The 26,112-nt window shown below is 47.6% G+C and carries 24 protein-coding genes and 1 riboswitch; of the genes, 19 read left to right on the plus strand and 5 right to left on the minus strand.

Annotated elements, in window-relative coordinates; genetic code table 11:
* Positions 1-64: 64 nt before the first annotated feature.
* The 3 genes from GRF59_RS01650 to GRF59_RS01660 all read left to right on the plus strand — a co-directional run bounded on the left by GRF59_RS01650 (position 65) and on the right by GRF59_RS01660 (position 2,534).
* Positions 65-724, plus strand: a complete 660-nt coding sequence (locus GRF59_RS01650) for an amino acid ABC transporter permease (protein WP_160495932.1) — start codon at positions 65-67, stop codon at positions 722-724.
* Complete coding sequence (locus GRF59_RS01655; RefSeq protein WP_160495933.1) at positions 711-1,433, plus strand: amino acid ABC transporter ATP-binding protein; 723 nt, start codon at positions 711-713, stop codon at positions 1,431-1,433. Before GRF59_RS01650 ends, GRF59_RS01655 begins: the two co-directional genes overlap by 14 nt.
* A 276-nt stretch (positions 1,434-1,709) precedes the next feature.
* Positions 1,710-1,863: riboswitch (cyclic di-AMP (ydaO/yuaA leader) on the plus strand.
* An 8-nt stretch (positions 1,864-1,871) separates the two neighbouring features.
* Positions 1,872-2,534 carry a 3D domain-containing protein gene (locus tag GRF59_RS01660; RefSeq protein ID WP_160495934.1) on the plus strand — a complete coding sequence of 221 codons (663 nt, stop codon included), beginning with the start codon at positions 1,872-1,874 and terminating at the stop codon, positions 2,532-2,534.
* 98 nt (positions 2,535-2,632) lie between these two features.
* Here the strand turns inward: GRF59_RS01660 and GRF59_RS01665 are convergent, their stop codons facing one another.
* On the minus strand, positions 2,633-3,460 hold the full coding sequence (locus GRF59_RS01665) for a polysaccharide deacetylase family protein (RefSeq protein ID WP_237391585.1): 828 nt from the start codon (positions 3,458-3,460) through the stop codon (positions 2,633-2,635).
* Positions 3,461-3,663: 203 nt separating this feature from the next.
* Between GRF59_RS01665 and GRF59_RS01670 the strand changes: the two genes are divergently transcribed.
* From GRF59_RS01670 to mobB, 8 genes are all read left to right on the plus strand, one after another.
* Positions 3,664-4,686: an NADH:flavin oxidoreductase/NADH oxidase gene (locus tag GRF59_RS01670; protein ID WP_160495935.1), complete on the plus strand. Its 1,023-nt coding sequence runs from the start codon at positions 3,664-3,666 to the stop codon at positions 4,684-4,686.
* Positions 4,687-4,841: 155 nt separating this feature from the next.
* Complete coding sequence (gene lpdD, locus GRF59_RS01675; RefSeq protein WP_160495936.1) at positions 4,842-5,192, plus strand: prenylated flavin chaperone LpdD; 351 nt, start codon at positions 4,842-4,844, stop codon at positions 5,190-5,192.
* A gap of 95 nt (positions 5,193-5,287) precedes the next feature.
* On the plus strand, positions 5,288-5,956 hold the full coding sequence (locus GRF59_RS01680; protein ID WP_160495937.1) for a PspA/IM30 family protein: 669 nt from the start codon (positions 5,288-5,290) through the stop codon (positions 5,954-5,956).
* Between the two features lie 116 nt (positions 5,957-6,072).
* Positions 6,073-6,477 (plus strand): DUF350 domain-containing protein, encoded by a 405-nt coding sequence (locus GRF59_RS01685; RefSeq protein ID WP_160495938.1) that lies wholly within the window; start codon positions 6,073-6,075, stop codon positions 6,475-6,477.
* Positions 6,478-6,526: 49 nt separating this feature from the next.
* A complete protein-coding gene (locus GRF59_RS01690) occupies positions 6,527-7,033 on the plus strand; it encodes a DUF4178 domain-containing protein (protein ID WP_160495939.1) in 507 nt (168 codons plus the stop codon).
* Positions 7,034-7,043: 10 nt separating this feature from the next.
* Entirely contained in the window at positions 7,044-7,814 is a 771-nt protein-coding gene (locus tag GRF59_RS01695) for a DUF4247 domain-containing protein (protein ID WP_160495940.1), read from the plus strand.
* 125 nt (positions 7,815-7,939) lie between these two features.
* Positions 7,940-9,214: a molybdopterin molybdotransferase MoeA gene (locus tag GRF59_RS01700; protein WP_160495941.1), complete on the plus strand. Its 1,275-nt coding sequence runs from the start codon at positions 7,940-7,942 to the stop codon at positions 9,212-9,214.
* Positions 9,215-9,249: 35 nt separating this feature from the next.
* Complete coding sequence (mobB, locus tag GRF59_RS01705) at positions 9,250-9,759, plus strand: molybdopterin-guanine dinucleotide biosynthesis protein B (protein ID WP_160495942.1); 510 nt, start codon at positions 9,250-9,252, stop codon at positions 9,757-9,759.
* Between the two features lie 84 nt (positions 9,760-9,843).
* Here mobB and xerS read toward each other — a convergent pair whose 3' ends face one another.
* Positions 9,844-10,923 carry a tyrosine recombinase XerS gene (xerS, locus tag GRF59_RS01710; protein WP_160495943.1) on the minus strand — a complete coding sequence of 360 codons (1,080 nt, stop codon included), beginning with the start codon at positions 10,921-10,923 and terminating at the stop codon, positions 9,844-9,846.
* A 173-nt stretch (positions 10,924-11,096) separates the two neighbouring features.
* Between xerS and GRF59_RS01715 the strand changes: the two genes are divergently transcribed.
* From GRF59_RS01715 to GRF59_RS01735, 5 genes are all read left to right on the plus strand, one after another.
* On the plus strand, positions 11,097-11,603 hold the full coding sequence (locus GRF59_RS01715) for a GNAT family N-acetyltransferase (protein ID WP_160495944.1): 507 nt from the start codon (positions 11,097-11,099) through the stop codon (positions 11,601-11,603).
* A gap of 138 nt (positions 11,604-11,741) precedes the next feature.
* Positions 11,742-12,632 (plus strand): aldo/keto reductase, encoded by an 891-nt coding sequence (locus tag GRF59_RS01720; RefSeq protein ID WP_160495945.1) that lies wholly within the window; start codon positions 11,742-11,744, stop codon positions 12,630-12,632.
* Positions 12,633-12,818: 186 nt separating this feature from the next.
* A complete protein-coding gene (locus GRF59_RS01725) occupies positions 12,819-14,429 on the plus strand; it encodes an amidohydrolase (RefSeq protein WP_160495946.1) in 1,611 nt (536 codons plus the stop codon).
* A 280-nt stretch (positions 14,430-14,709) separates the two neighbouring features.
* Positions 14,710-15,033, plus strand: coding sequence for a thioredoxin family protein (locus GRF59_RS01730; RefSeq protein WP_160495947.1), 324 nt, complete (start codon positions 14,710-14,712; stop codon positions 15,031-15,033).
* A 128-nt stretch (positions 15,034-15,161) separates the two neighbouring features.
* Positions 15,162-15,509 (plus strand): hypothetical protein, encoded by a 348-nt coding sequence (locus tag GRF59_RS01735; RefSeq protein ID WP_160495948.1) that lies wholly within the window; start codon positions 15,162-15,164, stop codon positions 15,507-15,509.
* A gap of 95 nt (positions 15,510-15,604) precedes the next feature.
* Here the strand turns inward: GRF59_RS01735 and GRF59_RS29930 are convergent, their stop codons facing one another.
* Positions 15,605-20,503 (minus strand): S8 family serine peptidase, encoded by a 4,899-nt coding sequence (locus tag GRF59_RS29930; RefSeq protein ID WP_160495949.1) that lies wholly within the window; start codon positions 20,501-20,503, stop codon positions 15,605-15,607.
* 687 nt (positions 20,504-21,190) lie between these two features.
* Between GRF59_RS29930 and GRF59_RS01745 the strand changes: the two genes are divergently transcribed.
* The 3 genes from GRF59_RS01745 to GRF59_RS01755 all read left to right on the plus strand — a co-directional run bounded on the left by GRF59_RS01745 (position 21,191) and on the right by GRF59_RS01755 (position 24,480).
* A complete protein-coding gene (locus GRF59_RS01745) occupies positions 21,191-22,582 on the plus strand; it encodes an ABC transporter substrate-binding protein (protein ID WP_423802942.1) in 1,392 nt (463 codons plus the stop codon).
* Positions 22,583-22,673: 91 nt separating this feature from the next.
* Positions 22,674-23,564, plus strand: coding sequence for a carbohydrate ABC transporter permease (locus GRF59_RS01750; RefSeq protein WP_160495951.1), 891 nt, complete (start codon positions 22,674-22,676; stop codon positions 23,562-23,564).
* Between the two features lie 82 nt (positions 23,565-23,646).
* Positions 23,647-24,480: a carbohydrate ABC transporter permease gene (locus tag GRF59_RS01755; RefSeq protein WP_160495952.1), complete on the plus strand. Its 834-nt coding sequence runs from the start codon at positions 23,647-23,649 to the stop codon at positions 24,478-24,480.
* 164 nt (positions 24,481-24,644) lie between these two features.
* Here the strand turns inward: GRF59_RS01755 and GRF59_RS01760 are convergent, their stop codons facing one another.
* A complete protein-coding gene (locus GRF59_RS01760; protein WP_160495953.1) occupies positions 24,645-25,187 on the minus strand; it encodes a DUF1697 domain-containing protein in 543 nt (180 codons plus the stop codon).
* A 98-nt stretch (positions 25,188-25,285) separates the two neighbouring features.
* Positions 25,286-26,026 (minus strand): HAD-IIB family hydrolase, encoded by a 741-nt coding sequence (locus tag GRF59_RS01765; protein WP_160495954.1) that lies wholly within the window; start codon positions 26,024-26,026, stop codon positions 25,286-25,288.
* Positions 26,027-26,112 lie beyond the last annotated feature (86 nt).

Genomic DNA, 26,112 nt, shown 5'->3' on the forward strand with positions numbered 1-26,112 from the left:
AAATAGCGGAATGTGCGTTTCGCTATTTTTTGGTTGCAACATTAAAGGAGGATTCAAGGAATTCATGAACATATTTCAGACTTTCTGGGAGTACCGTTCGTACTTCGCCACCGGCATCCAGTACACGCTGCTGCTGGCTGCGATTGGAGTCGTTTGCGGTTTTATCCTCGGAATGCTCGTTTCGATGCTGCGGATGTCCCGATTCTGGTTTCCGCGTTTTGTAGGAACCTTGTGGGTCGAATTTCTGCGGGGCACGCCGATGCTGGTGCAGCTCTTTATTATCCATTACGGCTTGGTATCCTTCGGGATCAAGCTTACGCCTATCGAATCCGGAGCAATTACGCTTTCGATTAACAGCTCTGCCTACCTGGCGGAAGTATTTCGTGCCGGAATCCAAGGCGTGGACAGAGGACAGGCCGAAGCTGCTCGCTCACTGGGTATGACAAGAGGAATGACGATGAGACACATCATACTGCCTCAAGCCGTAAAAAGCGTGCTGCCGGCCATCGGCAACGAATTTATTACCATTATCAAAGAATCATCGATCGTATCGTTTATCGGGGTCACGGATCTCATGTATCAGGCACAAGCTGTAACTACGATTACTTATGAATCACTCAAACCATTGTTGATTATCGCTGCGATATATTTCGTATTGACCTTTACATTGTCCAAGGTGCTTGGTTTGTTCGAAAGGAGGTTGAATACGGATGATCACCGTTAAGGATCTGCATAAGTCTTTTGGAAAACTCGAGATTCTGAAAGGCGTGAATATCGAAATAGCCAAGGGGGAAGTGCTCGTTGTGATCGGCCCCAGCGGATCAGGTAAAAGTACGTTTTTGAGATGCCTTAATCTCCTGGAAAAACCGACAAGCGGAGAAATTACGTTTGAAGGCGAATCGATCACGGACAAAAGGCATGACATTAACCTGACCCGTGAAAAAATGGGGATGGTGTTTCAGCAATTCAATTTGTTCCCCCATAAAACCGTGCTTCAGAACATCATGCTAGCACCGGTTAAAGTGAAGAAGATGCCTCAAGCAGAAGCGGAAAAGATCGCGTTGGATCTTTTAAGAACGGTGGGACTTTCCGATAAAAGGGATGCCTATCCTTCACAGCTCTCAGGTGGTCAGAAGCAGCGTATAGCCATTGCCCGTGCGCTTGCGATGCAGCCTCATGTGATGCTGTTTGACGAACCAACGTCAGCCCTTGACCCTGAAATGGTCGGCGAGGTGCTGGAGGTCATGAAGAAGCTGGCCGAAGGCGGAATGACCATGGTCATCGTTACTCATGAAATGGGCTTTGCCAGAGAAGTCGGAGATCGCATCATCTTCATGGATGGCGGTCACATCATGGAAGAAGGAACTCCGTCTCAGGTATTCGGTAATCCGCAAAACATTCGAACCCAAGACTTTCTCGGCAAGGTGCTGTAATCATCAACATGAAAAAAGGCTCCGTACAAGGTCTTTACCTTGGCGGAGCTTTTTACTGTGAAACGGAAATAAAAATAAATCTTCAACGGTCCCTTGAATTAGTTTACATAATACAAATGATGTTAACTGAATGAATAAAATGTAATCTTTTGATTGATACAAATGACATTCATTTGCGGGGTTCAGAGTGGCCTTATACAGCTGATATAAGAAGTTTGGTTTTCACAGGTTGCAATATGGTAACATTTTCATGCGCACAGGTTACAAAATTGTGATATATTGATTGAGCCAAAACTTTGAAACGCAAAGTGCGGGGGAACATTTTTACCGTGATGAAGTCATTCACTCGGGGTGAATCGGTATTAAACGTAGGGTTGTCTCCTCAATCCGAACCCGACAGCTAACCTCGCAGGCACTGAAGGATTCTAAGGAGGAACTATGAAAAAGAGATTTAAGAAAGTAACAATGTTTGCAGCAGCACTGGGTATTACTTTGGCGATACAAGCCGTTCCAATTCACGCGGATTCTGTACATGTGGCCAAAGAAGGCGATACCTTCTACACATTATCGAAACAATTCGGTGTTAATTTAAACCAGCTGATGAATGCAAATCCTAACGTACAAGCGACTAATATTTATGACGGATTGAAGCTGAACATTCCGGGTGGGGATTCCATGAAAGCATACGCAGATCCTGCATCGGCCTCCACAATTACAACAGCTTCTCTCAATGTAGATTCAAACCAAAAAATCGTAGAAGCATGGGGAAAATCCTTTACTTATAATAAAACATTGCAAGTTAAAGCAACCGCCTATTCTGCGGCAGCAAGCGAGAACGGGAAATGGGGAGCGGTCGACTACTTCGGTAATCCGCTAGAGCTCGGTACTATTGCCGTAGATCCGTCCATTATTCCTCTTGGCACCAAAGTGCTTGTCACAGGACACAGTTTTCCGGGTCTTCCTAAAAAAGCATTCGTGGCAACGGCAAGAGATACAGGCAGCGCCATCAAAGGCAACCGCATTGATATCTTTGTTCCAGGCAGCCAGCAGTCCGTCAGCAATTTTGGCTTCCAGGACGTCGAGCTATACTTCATCAAATAGTTACAAGATTACTGACATAATCATATATACCCTGATCGGCTTTTACGCAAACAAGCAGACCTTACCATTTGCAGGATGGAAAGGGCTGCTTGTTTTTCTTATTTGTCCTTTTGTACCTTTAGCATCCTCGGTAGCGTAACAAAGGTGTATCCTTTCTTTTTCAACTCGCGGATAACTTCCGGCAATGCACCGATGGTACCAGACAAGTCCGAGGTGCTGCCACCGCCGGCATGCTGCAGAATGATGGAGCCTTGGCCTGCGGTGGTCATGATGTTTCTCTTTACAGCTTCCTTGCTGATGCCTTTCCAGTCCAGTGAATCCACATTCCAGTTGACGATTTTATAACCTTCCCGTTTAGCCCAACGCAACTGGTTTTCCGTAATGTCGCCGTAAGGTGGACGGATCAATTTCGGCTTGTAACCCGTGATCCCGTAAAGTATTTTTTCCGTTTTGATGATTTGATCCGTATATTCGACCATCGTCAGCTTGTGAAACTGGGGATGGTTATAGGAATGATTCCCGATGACATGTCCTTCACGCACAATCCGGGCCACCAGGTCGGGATGTTTTTTGGCACGGCTTCCGACGACGAAGAAGGTTGCCTTAACTCCTTGCTCAGACAGGATCTTAAGGACCTGCGGCGTGAACCTGGGATCAGGAACATCATCAAAGGTTAATGCGATTTGCTTCACATGGGGGCCGTGGATTTTAAATGTGTCCGGGTATTTTTTAATCAGTTGCCCCAGCGTTAGGATTTGCTTCTCCTGCCGTTTTTCCTTCTCCGCTCTTTCAATGCTGCTTGTTTCCTGTACGGATGGGGAAGAGATCGTATCTTCGGGCTTGGCCGCATGCACTGCGGTATCAGGGCAGAGCAGGCACATGACAAGCATGATCGCGTAGAATCTGCCGAAATGGGGATATATCATGCGGTGAAGAGCTCCTTTCCACGTTTGCTGTAAGCAAGGGTGATAGTCTATACTGTTATGTCCCGAATTGGAAAGAATTATGATGGGTTATCAAAATACTGCAGAGATGGAGATGATAAGAATGCTTATCGATCTTGATCCTGAAATACTGATCCTGATACGTGTATAATACATGGTGAGCTTACTGAAAGGAGACAAGAAGCATGGCGGATTTATTTACACCCTATGTTCTAAAAGGATTGTCTTTGAAAAACCGGATTGTGATGCCACCGATGTGCCAGTATTCGGTACAAGCGGAGGACGGCATTCCGAACAACTGGCATTTTGTACATTATGTATCCCGGGCGGTAGGCGGAGCAGGGTTGATTATTGTGGAAATGACAGCAGTACATCCTGACGGCCGGATTACTAATCAAGATACAGGCATCTGGAACGATGAACAAATCCCGGCCTACCGTAAAATTGTGGATGAGGTACATACCTATGGAGCACGGATCGGAATCCAGCTCGGACATGCCGGACGCAAAGCGGAGGATGCGAATCCGCCGGTTGCCCCGTCGGCGATCCGTTTTGATGAGAAATACCGAATACCGCGTGCACTTTCTACCGAAGAAGCCAAGGAAATGGTACACGCCTATCAACAGGCGGCGAGACGGTCCGTGGAAGCTGGCTTTGACACGGTTGAAATCCATGGTGCCCATGGTTATTTGATTCACCAGTTCCACTCACCTATTACGAACCGCCGAGAAGATGTCTATGGACAAGACTTGCCGTTGTTTGGCGTGGAAGTGGTCAAGGCGGTCAGGGAAGTAGTTCCTGAAGATATGCCGGTAATCATGCGCGTGTCCGCCAAAGAATACGTGGACGGCGGTTATGATGTGGATTATATCGCAGAGGTCTGCAGACGCTATCAGGAGGCCGGAGTGGACGTGTTCCATATTTCCTCCGGTGGAGAAGGCCATATCGGTGCCAACGGCGGTCCGAAAGCGGGAGCGGGTTATCAAGTAGATCTTGCCGAGAGCATGAAGGAGAAGCTGAATGTACCGGTCATAGCGGTTGGACGCCTGGAAGGCTATGAGGATGCTCAGAAGGTAGTTCTGGATGGCAAAGCAGATCTGGTTGCCGTAGGCCGGGGAATGCTGAAGGATCCGTATTGGGCGCTGCATGCGTCCCAGTCTCTGCAAGGAGATGAAAAGATTCCGAAACAATATCTTCGCGGTTTCTGAAATTGTGTATGAAATTGGCGGCATGGACAATCGAAACTGTCCGTGCCTTTTTTGGATCACAATCGTTGTACGGAATGTGATTTATCCTATAAAATGGAATATAGTACTCATAATACGATGATATCTACGATATCTGTGAAATGAGGATGCGGGAAATGGAGCCTGACGGAAAATGGGGTATCCGGATCGAGGAGCTTCAGGTTGGAAAAGATCTGATGATCATTGTCACCGGAGGAGCGGCTCACATCGGATCTGTGTCTACTGCATACGCAAGCGATGAGACTAAGGGGATTGCGGTACAGACAATGGGGCTCCCTGGACATCGTGAGCGTGATCTTACGGCAGAGATGGCTGGAAAAGCGGCAGCGGTTTTGGACAAAACAGTGACCATTGTGGCAGGAATCCATTACGATGGCATAGACCGGAGACAGATTGCGGACGTTGTCTCAGAGACTCATGCAGCTTTTGAAAAGTACTTGATGAAAAAGGTTTCGGAGAGAGAATGAAAAAAAATTTTTCGAAATTTGAAACGACTTCAAAGATGATGCGTAAATGAATATCATAAGAAGAACACTAAACCTTTCTGGGAGGAAATAACAAAATGGCTATTTTCAAAAGATTACGCGACCTTACAATGTCTAATATCAATGCAATTATCGACAAAGCGGAAGATCCGGTTAAAATGACAGACCAATATATCCGTGACATGACGGAAGATCTTGAAGATGCGGAAAAAGCGGTAGCTGCTCAAATCGCGATCGAGAAAAAATTCAAACAGCTCTACGAAGAACAGCAAGCTTTGGTGGAAAAACGTACGCAGCAAGCACATACGGCAGCCCAGGCACAAAATGTTGAGCTCGCCCGCCGTGCACTTGAGGAAAAGAAATCTGCTGAGCAAAAAATGGCGGAATACAAAGTTAGCTTCGATCAAAACAAAGCCGCCGCTGATAATCTTCGCGATAAGCTGGATGAAATGCGCAAGCAGCTGACCGAAATGAAAAACAAGCGTGAAACACTGGTAGCCCGTTATAATGCTGCCAAAGCGCAGACCGAAATTAATAAAGCAATGCAAGGCTTCAGCGCGGACAGTGCATCAAGCGGCATGAAGCGCATGGAAGAGAAAATGATGCAGATGGAGGCGCAGGCGGAAGCCAGCAACGAAATGTCCTCCAAAGGCAAATCCCTAGACGACGAATTCGAAAAGCTCGGTACGGACAAAGCGGTTGAAGACGAGCTCGCTGCGCTGATGAAGCAATATGAAAACAAGTAATAACTGAGGCTAACAAAGCGTAGATTTTATAAACAGCGAAGGGGATCACATACCAATGTCCTCCTTCGCTGTCCTGCTGTTTATGATAAAACCTGAGTAGGCGGAGGCTCGTTTTCATGGACTTTAATACGATTATTGCAATTTTGGTTTGGACGGGATGCGGAGCGCTGCTCCTTTTCATCCTTATGTTCGTGGATTCCCTGTTTACAAGATACAATGACTTCGAGGAAGTAAAAGCCGGTAATATGGCGGTAACCGCGCGCCTTGTATTAAAGCTGTTGGCACAAGGCTATATCCTCTCGGTATCCATAAGCACATCCAACAAATTGCTCGAAGCCGTGGTGGTATCCATTGTTTCCTTTCTGATCCTGCTGGTTCTGGAAGCAATCGTCCGCGTCTTGCTGCGTTTATGGGCAAAGCTCGAACTGGATGTGGGCACACAACAAGGCAAAGTGGGATATGGGATATTTGCAGGATCGCTGCATATGGTAGGAGCGTTAATTATTACCTCGTGCCTATAATGGATAGGTTCGTCACAGACTAAGTACGGAACATAAGGAGTTAACACATATGGGTGTATTTAAACGAATCGGCAATTTGTTTGCCAAACCGGAGCCTCCGAAAGCCGAAAAAAGCATGCTGGCTCTGACGCCTGGTGATATTTGCGAAGTGTCGCTAGTTACCTACGAAGTTACGGGACGAGTTCATAACCGCGGCCGTAACGCGGTGGTGCTGACACTTCAAGACGGAAATACGATTATGTATCTGCATATCGAGGAACGCGAAACTCTTCAATACGCCTTGTACAATCCGCTGGATGGAAGGCTGGATAATCCGAGCGAAGTCCCGACGGAACTTGATTTGGACGACAGAACCTTTTTTCTGGAAGAGGAGTATGAAGGCCATGTGCTCGTGAACGGTAAAACGCCTTTTACACAAGGCGGGGAGCAGCATGTATGGCAGTATCAGTCCGATGATTACCGCTTGGTACGCATTGAATGGCAGAACGGACGCTTTATGCTGTATGAAGGAGAGAAAGTACTGCCGGGAGATGTGAAAGTCATCCGGGCCAATTAGGAGTGATCATATGAAGGGATGGCAGGGACGGTCGCTGCTAAGTCTCAAGATTGCACTCGTTCTCAGCCTTGTCATGTCACTGCTGAGCGGGTGCGGAATCGGTTCGCCTAACGTAAAGGAAACTTATCCTTTGGAATCGGTGAACCGCGACGGCAGTGCGACCTCATACGTTTACCGGGCTGCGGACAAGACCGTCCCGGAAGTGGCGAAAGAGCTAACGGACGAGAAAAAGCCGGATCAGGTCTCCAAGGAAGACACGGAGCGAATGTTCCTCGTTTACGGTAAAGAGTATTACCATCTGCAAAAAGATCCAAAGAAAGAAAGCGACACGTTAATTGAGGTAGACTCGCAGCAATACGTCCAGAAGAATTACGATTCCAGCTTCCTCAAGGGTTATCTTACAGCGGTCGTGATCGGACAGATTTTTGATTCGTTCGGAGGCGGAATGGGCGGATATCGGGGCTACTCCAGCCGTGATATTTATCAGCCGAAACAAGGGACATACCATGCGCCGACCACCAATGATAAGAAAATCGCGCCACCGTTAACCGTGGAAAAGAAAGGCTCGATCTTCCGACGCGGCACCAATAACGGGGACTCGAGCGTAGGGTCGGGAGGAAGCATTTTTGACCGGAAAACCGATTCCTCCAAATCAAGCAAGGGAAGCATCTCCCGGGGGAAAGGCAGCTCAGGCGGGTTATTCGACTCACCTAAGAAATCCTATACCAAGCCCAAAACCAGGGTAGGCTCGGGTAAAATCACCCGGCGGTCACGGAGATGATACAAAAACAGCGCACGAAGCATGGATTCGTGCGTTTTTTTGTGTCATGATATAAATATGTGTTTACATATTTGCTGCATCGATCGATCCAATGATGCATTGAACTAGAGGAAGGTGTTTACGTCATGAAACAAACCAATGATGAATTCGATAAATTTCACCGCAAGCCGCTGCAGGTGAAGGCGGCACAGGAACTGTTGTCCGTATACGGCAAGCCTGGACATACTGAGCAAATATCTTTACAGGATAGCCATGGACGTTATTTGTCCGAAGAAATACAGGCTACACATCCTTTTCCGCGTTTCCGCCGCTCAGGCATGGATGGATACGCCGTCAGGTCAGAAGATACCGCTGTCTGCAGCTCGGACCACATGGTTTGGCTGGATGTTATAGACGAAATCCCCTGCGGCAGCGTTTCCGATAAAATCATTACAGCAGGCACGACAGCGCGCATTATGACTGGTGCAGAGGTTCCCGAAGGAGCAGATGCTGTTGTCATGCTTGAAATGACCGAGCACCGCGAATACGAGGGACGAACTCAAATGGGACTTAAGCGCATGATCGAATCCGGCAAGAATATTACTCCAATCGGGTTCGAGGTGAAGGAAGGGGAGGTTTTGCTCCGCCCTGGACGCCGAATCCATGCGGGGGAAATATCTGTTCTCGCTTCCTTCGGGGTACATCAGGTAAGTGTCTATCAAAAACCCCGCATCGCGATATTTTCAACCGGCTCTGAACTGCTGAACGTGGACGAACCGTTGCAGCCGGGTAAAATCCGTAACAGCAACACGTATATGCTGGCATCCCAGGTTCGCGAAGCAGGCGGAGAGCCGTTTATACTTGACGCGGTGATGGATGATTTGCCCCTGGCGAAAGCAAAGGTAGAGCAAGCGCTTCAGGAGTATGATGCGGTGGTTACCAGCGGCGGGGTGTCTGTAGGCGATTATGACATTATGGGCGACTTTGTTCGCAGCGACAGTGTAGAGATGCTCTATAATAAAATTGCGATGAGACCAGGAAGCGTGACGACGGCTGCAGCCAAAAACGGAAAACTCCTTTTTGCCCTTTCCGGTAATCCTGGGGCTTGTTTCGTAGGTTTTGAGTTATTTGTCCGGCCATTCATCCAGCGTATGCTTGGAAGCGGCAAACCTTATTTGACGGAGTGGACAGCCTTGCTTGATCAAGATTACACCAAAGTAAACGCATTTACCCGTTACGTTAGAGGAAGATTGGAAGCAAGGGATGGCATGCTGTATGCAATTCCGGCCAAGGTGGACGAATCTAGCGTTATGGTAACCATCAAGGACAGCGATTGTCTGATTGTTATCCCTCCGGCTAAAAACGTGACGCCGGCAGGTGAAAAAGTGAAGGTTTTGTTGTTGAAAGGAAATACACTGTGAGCCTGTTGAATAAGGGAAGTGTAGAACAATCGAAGATGCGGCCATTTGTATGCCAAATAGTCGGATATAAAAACAGCGGCAAAACGACGTTGGTCTGCTCCCTGGTCGAAAAGCTGAAGAAACAAGGCTTTCGGGTGGCTGTGATCAAGCATGATGCTCATGATTTCGAGATGGACCACCCAGGTACCGATTCTTTCCGGCATCGTGCAGCCGGTGCTTCCGCTATTGCGTTGGTATCTCCCCGAAAGACCGCTGTGATCCGTGAAGAGGAAATCCAGTTGGATGATCTCGTGAAGGGATTTTCGAATTACGATATCATTTTGGTTGAAGGCTTCAAGCAGGAGAGCTATCCGAAGCTTATCATGATACGCCGAGATGAAGACAGAGAGCTCATCTGCAGTCTGAAGTCCGTTAAAGGTGTGGTGACCTGGCTGCCGGCGGAGGAGACTTTAGCGGGAGTGGATGAAGAAGCAGCAGGTCGTATGGCTATTTTCGGGAAAGATGATATCGGTCATATAACGAATTGGCTTCAACAGCAGATATAAAAAAATAGAAAAATGAAAAAGCAGACTTCTCCAGGAAGCCTGCTTTTTCATTCGAGGACAGAACGGTGGCATAGAAATAACCGGTTATTCCGTACGTCGCTCAATCGCTTCGGACATGGTTTTATCCGTCAGATGAGCATAAACCTCGGTCGTTTCAGTGGATGCATGACCAAGCTGTTCTTTAGTTTTATAGATATCATTTTGTAGGTAATAATCGGTAGCAAAGGAGTGCCGAAGTTTATGGACGGTCAGGTAAGGCTTGCCAAACCGCTTGGCATATTTGATAATCATGGCCTGGATGGCCCGTTTGGTCATGCGGCTGCCTTCGGTTTGACCATTCGCCAGCGCAAGAAACAGTGCTTTTTCCTTCTTCGGCGCTTTATAACGGCTTTGGCGCAGGTTCATATAGGCAGATAAATCATCTTTGGCCTGCTCCCGGAAGTATACCGGCGTTTTGAAGGTTTCGTCATTATTGCCCTTACGGTAGACATATAGCATTTTATTATTCGTGTCGATATCATCGACATTCAGATTCACGACCTCGGATACGCGCAGACCGGAGTTAAGAATGAGGCTCGTGATGCTGGCATCGCGTTCTTTATTCAGCCCATGGGCGTATAAAGCTTGTTTGTTTTTCTCGACATCCTTCGCATATCCTTCGAGAATATAACCGATAAACTCAAGCAGCTCCTCTTCTTCCAGAATTTTGCCCTTGAGCTTGGCTGCCGTATCCTTCGGTTTATGTATCCGCTTGATTTCGATTTTGGCCATGATGTTCCGCTTGAGGAGCGGGTAAAACTCTTCATCCTCGGCGATTTGGCTCAGATAGTGAAACAAGGAACGTAAAGAAGACAGCTTGCGGGATACGGTGATCCTCGAGTTCGTCCCTTCGCGTTTGGTCGTGAGAAAGATACGGTAACTGACCACGTTCTCCATCCGGAGCACTTCAAGTTCTTTTAGCGTAACCTCGTTATTTTTGTCTGCCGCAGACAATCCTTCGCCTCGGAGCCAGTTAAAGAACGTATCATAGTCTCTCACGTATTCCAGGAGTGTAGAGGGGGACAGGTCCGGCAGCTTATAGTCGATGAATTGTTGGACAAACCACGGCATGCCCAGTACCTTGTCATCCAGCTTGATGCGGTCGTGTTCCTTTTGTACGTTCATGCGGGCATCACCTCTTGTTTAAAATAGTATATAACGTATTTTACCATATTATCATATTGAATCGGCATCTGCCCCGAACGGATGGAGCTTTTTCGAAGAAGGTATAACCTTGCTCCGAAATGCTCAAAGTTATATAGTGAATATGATACGATGTACATAAATGAGGTGGACTCATGGATTTCAGAATGGATCTGGTTCCAGCACGGAGAAAACAGGTGATTAGCAGCTTGATGCAGCTGTATTTGTATGACTTCACCTTGTTTCAGAATTTGGATGTGAATCAGGATGGCGCGTTTCCCGACTATCCGGGTTTGGATGATTACTGGAAAAAGGGAACGGGAAAGTATCCTTTTCTGATGACGAACGGAAATACGCCGGCCGGGTTTGCTCTGGTCGACCGTTTGATTGATCCAGCGGAAGGCGATTATTATATGACTGAATTTTTTGTCATGCAGAAATACCGCAGATCTGGCTTAGGAAGCTGGGCCGCACGCGAGCTGTTTGAGCGGTTTCAGGGTCGATGGAAAGTGACGCAGGTGAAGTCGAATACGCCAGCGCAGGCATTCTGGCGGAAAGTTATCGGTACATATACGGATCAACAGTTTGAGGAACGGATCAATCCAGTCCTGGGGCATATCAGTCAGTATTTTACGTCACAAAAGATTAACACCATAAACTAAATGGGTACTTACAAACATATGAAATGAACTTGTTGACGGGGGAATGAGCATTTACGATTTTAAAAATTCCGCATGACGCTCACCGATTGAGTGACACCTGGTTCATATCGTTGACGTTATGAATAAGGAGGCAGGAAAATGGAAAAGCGTACATTTGGCAATACCGGCATGAAAGTTAGCATTTTAGGTTTCGGCGGCTCGGAAATCGGTCAGGAACAGGATCTGTCCAAAGTGGAAAAGCTGCTGAATCATGCACTTGATGAGGGGTTAAACGTTATCGATACGGCGGAATGCTACGGCGATAGTGAAGCGTTGATCGGAAAAGCATTGGCAGGTCGTAGAGATGATTATTATTTATTCACGAAATGCGGGCATGCAACCGGTTTTGAGGAAGAAGACTGGGAACCGGGCATGCTGGAGAAGAGTATCGACCGAAGCCTGAAGCGGCTGAATACCGATTACTTAGATGTGATTCATCTGCACAGCTGCTCAGAGAAGATTTTGCGGCAGGGAGCGGTTATCGAAATTTTGCAGAAGGCGAAGGAAAAGGGGAAAACCCGTTTCATCGGCTATAGCGGAGACAGGACGGATGCGCTTTACGCGGTGCAAACCGGATTATTCGATAGCTTGATGATTTCGCTCAATATAGCCGATCAGGAAGCCATCGATTTGATTTTGCCGGAAGCCAGAGAGAAAGGTATGGGGATTATGGCCAAGCGCCCCGTTGCCAACGTTGCATGGACTTATGACACGTTATCGGAAAAAGCGTACCCGTATGTGTATTGGCAGAGATTAAAGGAGCTTCAGTATGAATTCCTCGCGGACCATGAAAAAGCGGTTGCTGCCGCACTGCGGTTTGCTCTCACCATTCCGGGCGTGGATACGGCCATTGTCGGTACGCAGAAACCCGGAAGATGGTCGGAAAATGCCAAGATTTTGGAGAACAGTACGTTGTCCGCTCTGGAATATGAGGAGATCCGCATTCGGTGGAAAGAGGTTGCGGGGGATGATTGGGTAGGCAAAACCTAGATGCTCTGGACGCTTAAAGCCCGCAAAAAGCTTGGCCTGTACAGGCCAAGCTTTTTTAACCAAAGTATAACAAAAATTCAATACATGAAAAATTCACAATAGTGAATTGCTCCATACGACTATAACAAATGCTGAAAGCAAACTTAAGATGGAATTACAATAACGATGGAAGAAAGAGGAGATACGATGGGAACGATATGGAAGGGCGGTACGATCTACACGATGAAGCAAGAGCTTCAAACCGTCGAGGCAGTATATGAGGAAATGGGAATCATCAAGGATCTCGGTGACCTGCATGAGCTGCAGCAGAAATATCATACAGACATCACCGAGGTACAAGACCTGAACGGGGGCGTTATGTTTCCGGGATGGGTCGACAGTCACATGCATTTAATCGGTCACGGGGAGACCTTCCTCAAGCTGCAGCTCGGCGGTTGTACAAGCTTGGAGCAAGTACTGGAAGCCGTCCGGATGCAAACGGAGCTGCTGCCAGAAGGCATGTGGGTGATCGGAGAAGGCTGGAATGAAAATGAATGGAAGAATTCCGAAGGGCTGGAGCGGAAGTCCCTGGACCTTGTGGCACCGAAACACCCCGTTCTGCTAAGAAGAGTATGCCGGCATGTCATCGCCGTGAACTCCGCTGCACTGGAAGCTGGCGGTATCCACGAGAATGTCCCCGACGTGGCGGGCGGATTGGTGGGCAGAAACGCGGACGGAAAGCTGAATGGAATATTCAAAGAGTTGGCCCAGGAGCTGGTACTATCTGCTGTACCTGGCGTGACCGAGGAATATCTGGTAACAGCATTGACCGCGGCCATAGAAGATTGCTGGTCCAAAGGCTTAACCGGCTGCCATACGGAGGATCTAAGCTATTACGGGAGCTGCATTCGAACGATGAATGCTTTTGATACCGTGATCCACCAGAACCAAAAGCATTTTAGAGCACATCTTCTGGTCCATCACTTAGCGCTTGATGAATGGTTGAACGCGCAGAAAGGAAAGGGCAAGGAGTCGCCCATGCTCGAATTCGGAGCGATGAAGCTGTTTGCAGATGGGGCACTTGGGGGCAGAACGGCATGGCTCAGTCGGCCATACGCTGATGATCCAAGCACTTCAGGTGTTGCAGTTCACAGCAACGAGGAGCTGGAGCAGTTAGTTATACGGGCAAGAAAGCAGGGGATGGCCGTGGCGACACATGCGATCGGAGATGGAGCAGCGGAGATGGTGCTTCATTACCTTGAAAAGCATCCATGTCCGGAAGGGAAGAGAGACCGTCTGATCCATGGGCAAATTTTGCGGTCGGAGCTAGTAGAACAAATGAAACGGCTGCCGGTCATTACGGATATTCAGCCGAGCTTTGTAGCTTCGGATTTCCCTTGGGTAATGGACCGGATTGGAGAGCCCGGAAACCTGCTGATCTATGCATGGAAATCTTTGATTGAGCAAGGCATTCCTTGCGCGGGCGGGTCTGACGCACCAATCGAGAAGGTCTCTCCGCTCGAAGGTATTCATGCGGCGGTAACTAGAACCAAACCACAGCATGAAAGGGTCTATGGGGAAGATGAGCGTCTCAGCATGTACGAAGCCATTTCTTTGTATACCAAAGGAAGCGCATATGCCAGCGTCCACGAATCCGATCGAGGAATCCTTGAGGCAGGCTATGCAGCGGACTTTACCGTATTGAAACAGGATCCATTCAGAGAAGGGCCGGATATACTTCTCGAAGATGTGGTGCAAATGACTGTGATTAATGGCCATATCGTATACAAGAACGTCAGTAAAATGGACGAAATCTAGAACCGTTCCTTAGCAAAAGGCTAAAACTGAAATAATATGTAAAAATATCATCATATGAAAAATTCATAATAGTAAAACATATTTGTTCTACCTAATTCATGCACATGAATCCAAACTATATTCGTGTCTAATCACCCATTTATCGAAAAAGGCATCTTTAAGGATACGTAATAATAGTTATGTAAACTAATTTCATTGACAAAGTTGACATGGACGCGTACACTCGGAGAATACCACATAGGGTATTTTGTGCCGATACAAAAGAAAGAAGGTGCTTGTTTTGCAGCAAGTAACCAGTCTGGAAGAAATCAATGGCTTGATTCAGCAAGGGTCGCTGTCTTTGCTGATGATCAAAACGGAGCAATGCGGTGTATGCGACAGTGTTAAGGCGAAGCTGGATGAATTGTTACCGTCTTTTCCCGGCGTGCAAGGCATGTACATCCGGATGGAAGACGCGCCGGAAGTGTCCGGTGAGTATCTCGTCTTTACGGCACCGACGCTGCTTCTATTTGCAGAAGGAAGAGAAGTTTTCCGACAATCCCGATTTGTGATTATGAGGGAAGTGGAGAAGCAGCTCCAAGGTTGGAGCGAGGCACTGCGTTGAGGCGGATCAAACAGATACCGTACTTGTCATTGAATGGAGCGAAATAGCCGTTATTCTTACGTCATCTCAAGTCCTATTTCGAGCCTTATTCTGCATATAGATGTAGAAGAGGGGAGCGTGATGGAGACATGGACAAGATTGTTAAAAGATACTATCAGCTGAAACAGCAGCAGAAGGAGACCGAGCAAGAGCTCAAGGAGCTTCGGGATCAAATCATGGCCTTTTGCGATGAAAAGGAAACTTCGGAATTTGCTGCAGGCCCTTACCGGGTAAAGCTCGTTTCGCAGTCCCGAAAGGAATATGACGATCTCAAGCTGTATGAAGCACTGCCAGATCTGGAGCTGTGGCGTATGCTGTCCAAATCCGATCCTTCGAAGATTGCCGGACTGATTAAGCTGGGGGTCATCAAGGAGGAGCGGATTCAGGATACGTATGCACTGAAGCAGATTACGCTGCTGCAGGTGGATAAGAAGTAGAGAACGGGAGAAACAAATGCCATGAATAACCAAAGCAGCAGGCGAACCGGAGAATTCACTCCGGGTTGCCTGCTGCTTTTTACTAACTATCTTTTTTACTTGGATTGAAGGTCTTGAAGAATGCGGTACAGGATGACACCGGCTTCTGCACGGGTTAATTTGCCTTTCGGATTGAAGGTGTGATCCGGATTCCCTTTCAGATAGCCTTTTTGTACAGCATACGAGACAGCTTTGACGGCAGCTGCTTGGATACGATCCTGATCTTTAAATGAAAAAGTTGCTTCTGTGCCGGTTACATCAGCGCCCAGTGCATTGGCTAGAAGAACAGCGAGCTCTTCACGAGTCAAGGCGTGGCTGGAATTGGCTTCTGCCGCACGCTCGCTCCAGGTTTTCCCTGTTCCGAGCAGGCGATCCAGCAAAGTAAGGAATTCAGCTTGGGTCACTTGATCATTTGGCTTGTACATGTCTGACGAGTCCTTGCCGTTAGCCAAATAGTGGGAGGCAATGACTTCAATCTCATTTTTAGCCCAGTGATTAGCGATGTCAGCAAAGGACTTGGAAACCTCAGCCGCACTAAATGTACCAAGCTTGTTTACTAGGAACCCAGCCACTCCAGGTTTAGTGTTACCTGCGGTGAGGTAGCTCCAGGTGTTCTCATTGTTATGCGCAAAGATACCCACTTTACTCCGGTTTTTTATTTTGGCTGGATCGAGTGCAAGAGTAATCGTCACCGGAGATACGAGCGCAGCTGCCGGTTCGTTGATTGTCAAAGCCCCGGATACGAAATTAACGCTTCCGCCAGTTGGTGCTTGCGGCGTACCTGTTGGTGCACTGACATAACGGATGCCCACAATCAGTCCGTCTTTGGTCACGAAACTCTTCACGTCATTAGCTGGAATGGAAATTTCAAATCCCTTACCCCGAATAATAAGAGGCTTATTGGCTTTCAACAACTGATCCGTCAAAGCATTGCTTAGCTGAACGTTCAGCGGGTGATAGGTTTCCACAGCGACGTCACTGATATCCAACGTAATATTTTGGTTGTTTCCGTTGCTCAATTGGGCTGTGACATATGAAGAATCAATATTCAGAACGGCCGACTTCTGATCGCCAGTTCCTTTTTCGCTTAAAGTTCCGGCTTTCAGCTTATCGCCTTGAGGAGCCGGTGCAGCAGCAGACCCACCACTGCCAGCCGATCCGCCTCCAGAGCCGTTCCCCGGATTCGTGCCAGGATCAGTCCCCGGATCAGGTTTCGGTACAGGGCAAGGACTGAGTGGCGGCGAAACAGATGTCACGGCAGAAAGTTCTTCATTGGAGCTTGCCATCAGCTTGGCCGTTTTCACAAAATATGAAGCGGAAACCTGGTCTGCCACCGGAGCAGGTTCAGTTCCAGGAGTTGGTTCCTGACTTTCGTCCGAAGATGAGGCAGGGTCTTGTCCTGAATCAGCGGAAGAATCTGAAGGATCTGTCGTTGGCGATTCTGGATTTGGTTGAGTTTCGGCAGGAGGATTCTCGGAACCACCTCCGTCATTCGCAGCCGTGACTTCTACTGTAATACTCTCGGATACGTTAGACGCGATTTCCTTATCTTCAGCATCTTTCAATTCAACATGCGCAATGTTAAAGGAATAAGTACCGGCTTCTGCAGCATTGAATGACAGGTTGGCGAGAGTGCCTGCTGCAACCGGGTTAGTGAAATTAAATCCATAATGAACGATCTTATGTTCTGGATTGGAATCGTTCTGCGGGACTATCTTTGCATCTGCGGATTCGATTTCTGCACCTTCCAGAACTGGAACAGGAATGCCGGCTGTGAGCTTGCCATCATATTCCACGTCGACATCCATGGACTTGACGGCATTTTGTCCATCAAACTCAACGCTGACCTTGATCGGATCGGATACATTCACTGTACCAGAGTCCGTCTTGAGTCCGACTGCTGTCGGCTGCCCGACGGGAGCCTTTTCAGTATTGTATTCGTAAGTTTTTGCAGGTTGAGACAAGCCGTTGCCCGCATCATCGTATACGAATAACTGAATTTTATTCAAGCCTGCTTTCAGGGGGATTTCTACGCTGAAGTCGCCTGTAGCGTCAATGGTACCCGTGTATTCGGTAAGTTCTTTATCCGTGTCCAAACCGGCTTTGGCTTTGACATGAATCAGATTCTGCAGATTGGTGCCATCGTACAACTCATCAATCAGCATATCACCCTCAATACTGCCACTCAGCACAGCCACATTTGGTTTGTCCGGGTTCACGATTACATCCTCCGGAAGCGTCGCTTCAGGAGCGGTGTTATCTACCAGGAAGATATTATGAGAATCCACCAATAGTGTACCTTCGTCCTCATCCGATTCAAAGACCAGTGGAATCAAGACATAGGTTCCTTCAGGGTTCAATTTTTCTTTGGTTTCATTTCCCGTGTACACCGATCCATCCCAATCAAATGAATAATAGAAGGGAGCCAGCGATGTTGGGAAATCATCATTATGGATATAACCGACAGGATCTTCAATCAGATTACCTGCAGCATCGACACCAAAAACAAAGAATGCATAATCTTCAAGTTTTTTATTCAGGGCATAATAGATTGTCGCACCATGTCCATCTTCAGTCGTAGAGAGATACTCCGGATCAAGCTCCAGGTTCGTAATGTCATCCCGGGTATATTTCTCACCTACAAACACACTAAAAGGAACATGCAGTTTATGACCCGTCTTCATTTGCGTGAATTCAAGCTGTCCGTCATACATGCCTTCGGCAGTTCCTTCCGGAATCGTAAGCGTAACGGATAAGCTTGCAGATGCTTGGTCAGCTTGAATATGAATATCGCAATTGTCCGGAATCAGAGATAAAGTACTGCTGCTGCTCCAATTCACGTATACGCCATAACGCTGATCCACGTGCGCGATGTTGTCGATGCTTAACTGCCTTGTTGTCGTTGTGCCAGCACCCAACTGGCCAAAGGACAAGCTTCCGGAATATGAGGTTAGATGTGTTTCATCCTGAAGCTGAACCGGGAGATCTTCTTGAACCTTGACGATCGCCTGCGCTGCGGCTGAACTTTTCAAGTCTACGCGGCCGGCACCCTGCTCATTTACATTGTATTGCTTGCCTTGACGGTCTTTCATCAGCAGCGCATTGTTCGTTAATAAGGACTTGATCTGATCCGGCTTGAGCGCCAGTCCTTCTTTGCGGGTTTTTTCGAGCAATAGGGCTGCAGAACCGGAGATATGAGGAGCGGCCATGGAAGTTCCCTGCAATTCCTCATAAGCATTGGTATAATCTCCACCCAGGTTGAACGCCGGAATGGAGGATTTGATACCTACGCCCGGAGCTGAGATATCCGGCTTGATGCTGTAATTCGGAAGAGAAGGACCTCTAGAACTAAGGTCAGCCAGCAGATCCTGCTCCTTCTTGTAATTAAAGGTTACGTGATTATTTCCTTTTAGTACTTCGTCTTTAAGCCGGAGACCGCTTTCCTGGTCTATCGTGTAAGTTGGGACAGACTGCGTGGCACCCTCAATGGTAGCGCCTCCGATTTCTCCCGGCTTGTTATTGTAAATGATCACTGCTTTGGCGCCATTTTTTGCGGCGTTCTCGGCCTTGGCTGCGAAGGTAATATCACCGCGGGATACCAGAACGGTTTTCCCGGTGACATCAAGACCTGCATAATCTTTAACGTCGCCGAGGTTCGCAAATACGAGTTCTAGATCTTCATCGACTTGATCCAGTTTCGAAGACGTTGCTGCAAGCTGAGCATAGATGACGCCCAGACTGTTGGAATTGAAGATCGGAGTTTGCAGCGGCGGAGTGGATGCTCCGACGGAAATGGCGAGCTGTGCCGCGGCCGGACTGCCTACGGTTTCAGCTTCCGGTCCTTCGTTACCGTTCGATAAGACGACCGTTACGCCGGCGAGTGCAGCATTGTCCACTGCGATCGCATCAGGTGAATACGAATTGTTCAGATCTGATCCAAGCGACAGATTGATCACGTCCATGCCATCCGTCACAGCTTTCTCGATGCCTGCGATGACATTCTCGCTGCTGCCGCTGCCGTATGGACCAAGCACGCGGTAAACGTAGAGGTCGGAAGCAGGAGCGACGCCCCGTACCCAGCCTTTGCCTGCATCCGGATGCTCAGGATCTCCTCGTCCAGCTACCGTGCCCGAGACATGAGTACCATGGTATGTGTCGTATGTAGTCGTACCTTTTGGAGGTTTGGTAGCGTCAGGCTTGGTCTCCATCGGATCCGGATCATTATCCACGAAATCGTATCCGCCCTTGTATGCATCCTTCAAGCTGGGATGCTCATAATCAATACCAGTGTCAATGACCCCAACTTTGATACCTTTTCCATCATAACCAGAGTTCCACATGTCGCCAGCGCCTATCAGCGGTGCACTTTCATCCATGTTGGGATTGAATTCATGTCCGTCGGCTATGGGCAGAGCATGAACTTCCTCATTCGGGAATATAGCCTTTACGCCTGGCAAAGTCAGAAGAGTGTCAACCTGGTTGGCAGGCAGAGTAACGGAATACCCGTTGAAAACTTTGGAGTATTCACGCTTGAATTTGGCCCCAGTTTTGGATAGGGCGGCGCTTTTGAATGACTGATGCTCTTGATTCAATATACTGTTGTAGGTGCTCACGGACGAACGGGATCTTACGGATGGCTTGGCCTCATATACTTTGATAGGGTCATTTTTGAGCTGAACGATGACGGTGATGGGCTCATTGCTGTCCGTTTCCTCCACGTAGTTTTGCGGTTTTTCGGAACCGATTAGTGCTTTTAGATCGGATACCTCTGCATGATTGATTAAACTCTTTTGCAGGTTGCCTTGTTTTAACAGCGAATCCAGTTGGATTTTCGCGTTATGCGGAAGCTTGATGGATGAAGCAGATGCAGCATTCGGATAAGTGATGCCGACAGCAAGTAATGTGCTTAGGAATAGGGTGGAGTAAGCACGGATTTTCGATGGTCGTTTACTCAAATCATATCCTCCTTTAATTGAGTATCCTCAGACAATGCGGTCCCCCTTTGCATTACATTAATTGAACACTAGTAAAATACACTTTTATTTTACATTTTTTACATTCCGGTGCTATGAGACTGAAGACTGACAGTCTGAAAGAACTACATCTGTCGATTGCTGACAATTCCATGTGTTGGAAAATGACTGCAAACAACGTTTTCCTGCAAGAAAATGTTCGTACATGTTCTTAACTTCATATGGCTGGGTTCAGTAAGTGTGAAAATGTAGTCTTCTGGACATGGGGGAGAAGGGGAAAAGGAACGTAAAATCTATCTTTTTCGTCATAAGTATTTAAATTGAACCTATATTTTGAGAGAGTGTATTCTCATTTTTTTGTATTTCATCTTCTATCAATAATTTCAGCTAAAGCCTTTGATACAGTCTAACGCTACATTGTAAGAGATCATCTGCCGCGTCTTTGGTTCGGTATATCGTTCCAACAGGAAGTTTCGTGTTTCCAATGTAAGGATTTTGCAAATATACCAGCGATTATTTTGACTCTTTCAAGTTTTGAAGGATTATTGAATATTTGCGAATGAAGCGAAATAAGGATTAGTTGTGGAAACGGTTTCGAACGAAGGAGGGTTAAAGATGAAACATGCCAAAAGAAAATGGGCGCTGATGTCATCGGCATTGTTGCTGGCGATGACTGTCGGGTGCTCGAGCTCAAGTTCAGGTTCAGGTACAGATTCGGGTTCAACTCCGAAGGACACAGGAAATGAGCCCGCTCCATCCAAAGACAACGGTGACAAAGGCACAACGGAGACGGCCAAGAAAACGATTACGATTACCTACCGCGATGACGGAACAGGGGAAAAAGTACCGCTGTACAAGTGGATCAAAGATGTCGCATCTCAATATCCGAATAAGGATGTAGAGATTAAACCAACTCCGATTCAGGCATCGGAAGGCGATTATTTTGCCAAAATTGCTTTGGCTCTTAAATCCAAAGATACCGCGCCGGATATCGTAACTGAGGATACGTTCATGCTCAATTCGGATGCGAGTGCCGGTTTCCTAGAACCGCTGGATGAGCGCTTGAAAGGCTGGGGGGACTGGACGAACGGCTCGTTTATCGAAGCGATGAAAAAAGGCGTTACTGCAAGTGATGGCAAGGTATATGGCGTACCTTATAACACCGATTCAAGAGGTCTATGGTACAACAAAGATATCTTTAAGAAAGTAGGCCTTCCGGAAGATTGGCAGCCGAAATCCTGGGATGAAGTCCTTGCCGCAGCCAGAACGATTAAAGAAAAAGCGGGCAAAGATGTTGTACCGATCTGGATGAACCTTGGCAAAGCAACCGGTGAAGCCACATCTATGCAGACTTATGAAATGCTGCTCTATGGTACAGGTGAGCGCTTGTATGATGACGCAAGCGGCAAATGGATCACCAAAAGTCAAGGCATCAATGATGCGCTGACTTTCATCGAGACCATTGCGAAGGAGAAACTGGGTCCGCCACTCTCCAAAGTACTGAATGGTCAGGCAGGGAATACGGCAACGCGCGAATATCTGCCAAAAGGCAAGCTCGCAATCTCGCTGGACGGTTCATGGATTCAAGGCAACTATTTGGATAACGGCACAGCGCCATGGCCTGAATACAAGGATGTGCTTGGTTTTGCACCGATGCCGACGAGCAAAGGTCAGGCTCCGGGCTCCATTACGCTCGCAGGAGGATGGGCGTTGTCCATTCCGGCGAATGCTCAGCATAAGGATGAAGCATGGGACTTTATTCAATTCGCATTGAACAAAGAGAACACGGAAAAACTCGTCATTGCCTCCGGCAATATTACCGTCCGGGCGGATGTAGCCAAAGATCCGGAATACACCAAAATGCCGTTCAACGAAATTTCGACGGAATATTTGAAAAACGCCGAATTCAGACCGGCACAAGACAAATACCCAGAAGTTTCAACACAAATCCAAACGATGGTCGAATCGGTCGCTTCCGGCACGTCGGCAGCGGACGCGGCGAAGAAATACGCGCAGGATGTAACCCGTATCGTCGGTCAGGATAAAACGCTGGAAAAATAATATTGGCTGCATGCCCGCGCTTGCCCGTCATCGGTGCGAAGCGCGGGCATGCGGTGTTCTCAGTCATAGAAGAAAGAAAGGAGAGACATCCATGGGCGGACTTTCAGTATCAACGCCACATATCAAAAGAAAAAGCTATACATGGCTCTATTTTCTGCTCCCATCCATCGCCATTATGCTGTTGTTCTTTATCTATCCGATTCTCCTTACGTTTTTCTATTCCTTTACTAATCTTGCTCTGACGGGGGAAGCCGCCAAGCAATTGAAATTTATCGGATTCGATAATTACATCCGGATGTTTCAGGATCCCACGGTTCGCATCAGTATTTGGAATACCCTTGTCTTCCTCATTGGGTCGGCTGTCATCGGGCAGCAGGTGCTGGGTTTCTTGATTGCGCTGCTCATGAAACACAAGAGCAAAGTGTTCCGTCGCATCATTGGTACTGTCGTGCTGGCTGGATGGGTAACGCCGGAAATCGTGTGCGCTTTATGCTTGTACAGTTTTTTCGGCGATGAAGGAACCTTGAATGCCATCATCTCTTTTTTCGGCATATCGGAAGTCACTTGGCTGTTTACCGTCCCGATGCTGACGGTTATCGTCGGTAACATCTGGCATGGCACAGCATTCTCCATGCTGGTCTTCCAGGCGGCGCTGGATGATGTCCCGAATGAAATCGAAGAAGCGGCGGTTGTGGATGGAGCATCGCGGCTTCAAATCCTGTTCCGTATCACGATTCCTTACATCAAAGAAACGATCACAACGAACATGATGCTTGTCACCCTGCAGACGCTTGGCGTATTCGGACTCATCTATGCGATGACAGGAGGCGGGCCGGGAACTTCGACGACGACTTTGCCGATCTTCATGTATAACCAGGCATTCGTCAACTTTCAGCTCGGTTATGGAACTGCAATCTCGCTGCTCCTGCTGCTGATCGGGATCATTCTCAGTCTGTTCTATATCCGTTCGTTAAAAGAGTAATTACATAAAATGAATTCATGCTAAATGAATTAAAGCTGAATGATTCTTTCATTCAATTTTTTATGCATAAAGGAGATTTCGTATGAATACGAATCAGCGCAAGCTCATATACCGAATCCTTCCTTACATCATTTTATCGTTCATCGGGATCTGTTTTCTGCTGCCGCTCTTGTGGGTGCTTGTGGCATCTGTGGATCCCAATGCGATGCAATCGCTAAAAATGCCCAAGCAGATCACGGCTGGGAACTACGTGGATGTACTGACCAGCCATGAGAACCAGCGTGCTTTTGTCATCGGTCTGCTGATGTCTTTGGGCCAAGCTGTCATTGTGGTCCTGCTGGCGCTTTTGGCAGCCTATCCGCTATCCCGTTATCAGCTTAAGTACAAGAAGCCGTTTATGCTGACGATTCTGTTTATGACTTCTCTGCCCATCACAGCCGTTATGGTACCTGTATATCAGCTGTTCCTCAGTCTGAAACTGTATGATAACAATGTGGGCGTGGTTCTCTTTTATGTCGCATCATCCATGCCGTACGGGATCTGGATGCTCAAGAATTTCATGGATTCCGTTCCAGGAGATTTGGAGGAAGCTGCGTGGGTGGATGGGGCCTCGGTCTTAGCCGGCATCCGCAAAATCATTGCACCGCTGATGGTTCCGGGAATATGTACGGTGGCCATCTTTACGTTTTCCGGCAGCTGGGGCAACTTCTTCGTTCCCTACATTTTGCTGCAAACTCCCGAGAAGTTCCCGGCATCCTTAAAGCTATACCAATACTTTGGACAATATGGCATGGTTGATTACGGCAAACTCGCTGCGTTCTCCGTGATGTACGCGTTACCTTCCATTGTGCTCTATATCCTGTCGCAACGGTTTATGTCCAAGGGGTTCAGCATGCAAGGCGGGACGAAGGGATGACGGAAGCGACATCCCAATGAAAATGGAACTACAAAAAGACGAACCGGATCGAAGCATCCAGTTCGTCTTTTTTCATTCGAATCCATTGTGCTCTATGTCGTCTTCTTGCGGCAATAAAGTGGGGATGGGAGCAAGTAACTCCGGACGCTTTCGCTGTTTTACCATTAACTTTCCGTCTTCGAGATCATATCCGACAGCTTCTTCATCGTGTTCCAGTTGCGCACGGTGCCGGGAATGCCGAGTTTAGCCAAATTGACGGCAAGCTTGGAATCGCGAATGCTTTTGCGGAAAAGGAGATGTACATCAGAGCCAATGATCTGGTATTCATCGTCACCGCGTTCCGTTGCTGCCAATCGATGGAGACCCGCTTCCTGGGGAATGCCCGAGAGCATTGACACATGGATGGATTCCCCTTCCTGCAGTCCGGCTTCGTCATAGGGACACTGACGCATGATCGCTTCGAAATCCGAAGAACTGCGAATCACGACGGGAATGTTGAGTCCAAAAGCGTTCTGAATCTCCGTTTCGATTAGTCGTTGCAGGGAAGGAGCGTCGAGATCAGAAGTTAATACGACATTTCCGCTTTGGATGTAGGTTTGTACTTGCTTGCAACCGGCGGCTTCCAGAATTTCACGCAATTCAGCCATCTTGATCTTGTTATGTCCTCCGACATTGATGCCCCGGAGCAGGGCGGCGTATACAGTCATAATCCTGTCTATCTCCTTCGATCTAAAGTAAGTAGTTTTAATATATCGTATCATGGATGGCACCGCAATTCGGATGCAGGGAATATGATTCATTGTGGTCACAAAAAAGCCAACAGCCTCTCAGAAATAAGACATTCATCAGCCGGTATCAGCTCCGTTGCAAAATGCTCAAGATCCTGATGATAGCCGATCATGACAGATGCATGGGCATGCTGAAACATGGTAATGTCATTCGCATCATTGCCAAAGGCAATATAGGTTTGATCTTCAAGTCCCAGCTTCATTAGTCCGCTCCATTTATCAACCCCCATAGGACTGATGTCCAAAATGCCTTCATTTCCATGCTCATGCACGACAACAGGTAAAAGGGAGAGCTTATCCATAATCAAATGGTAATCGGGAATCTCGAGCAACACGATCTTTACGATGATGTTCATGGCAGCCAAAGGAATCCGTCTTGCCCGCTTCTCCGGATCGACATTACGCCTGATGGGATGGTCTTCACATCCGGTAAAGGCGTAGTCCCATTCGCTGTCGATCAAATAGTTGAGGCTATGGGACTCAATGATTGAGAGGATATGGTTCTTCACTTCTTCTTCAAAATGAACGGTTGAAATGATATTCTTGTCTTTAGCTACGAAGGCACCATTTCCTCCGATCATTGGATAAGTATGCATATGCAAAGGGAGGACAGGGAGCAGGTCACGGATCGGGCGAGCAGAAGCAAAAATAACCTCATGCCCCTGGTGCGTCAGCTTGTCGAGCGCTTGTACGATGACTTGACTCAGTGGTTGCCCTCGAAAACAAATCGTTCCGTCTAGATCAAATACGAATTTCATATGGCACTTCCTTGCTGTTTTTGATTTCATCATAAGCGGCTTCCCGATCAAAGCAAAGGACAGATGTCCTGAAAGGATAGAAATGA

The sequence above is a fragment of the Paenibacillus dendrobii genome, assembly GCF_009807035.1.
GTDB lineage: Bacteria > Bacillota > Bacilli > Paenibacillales > Paenibacillaceae > Paenibacillus_AQ > Paenibacillus_AQ dendrobii.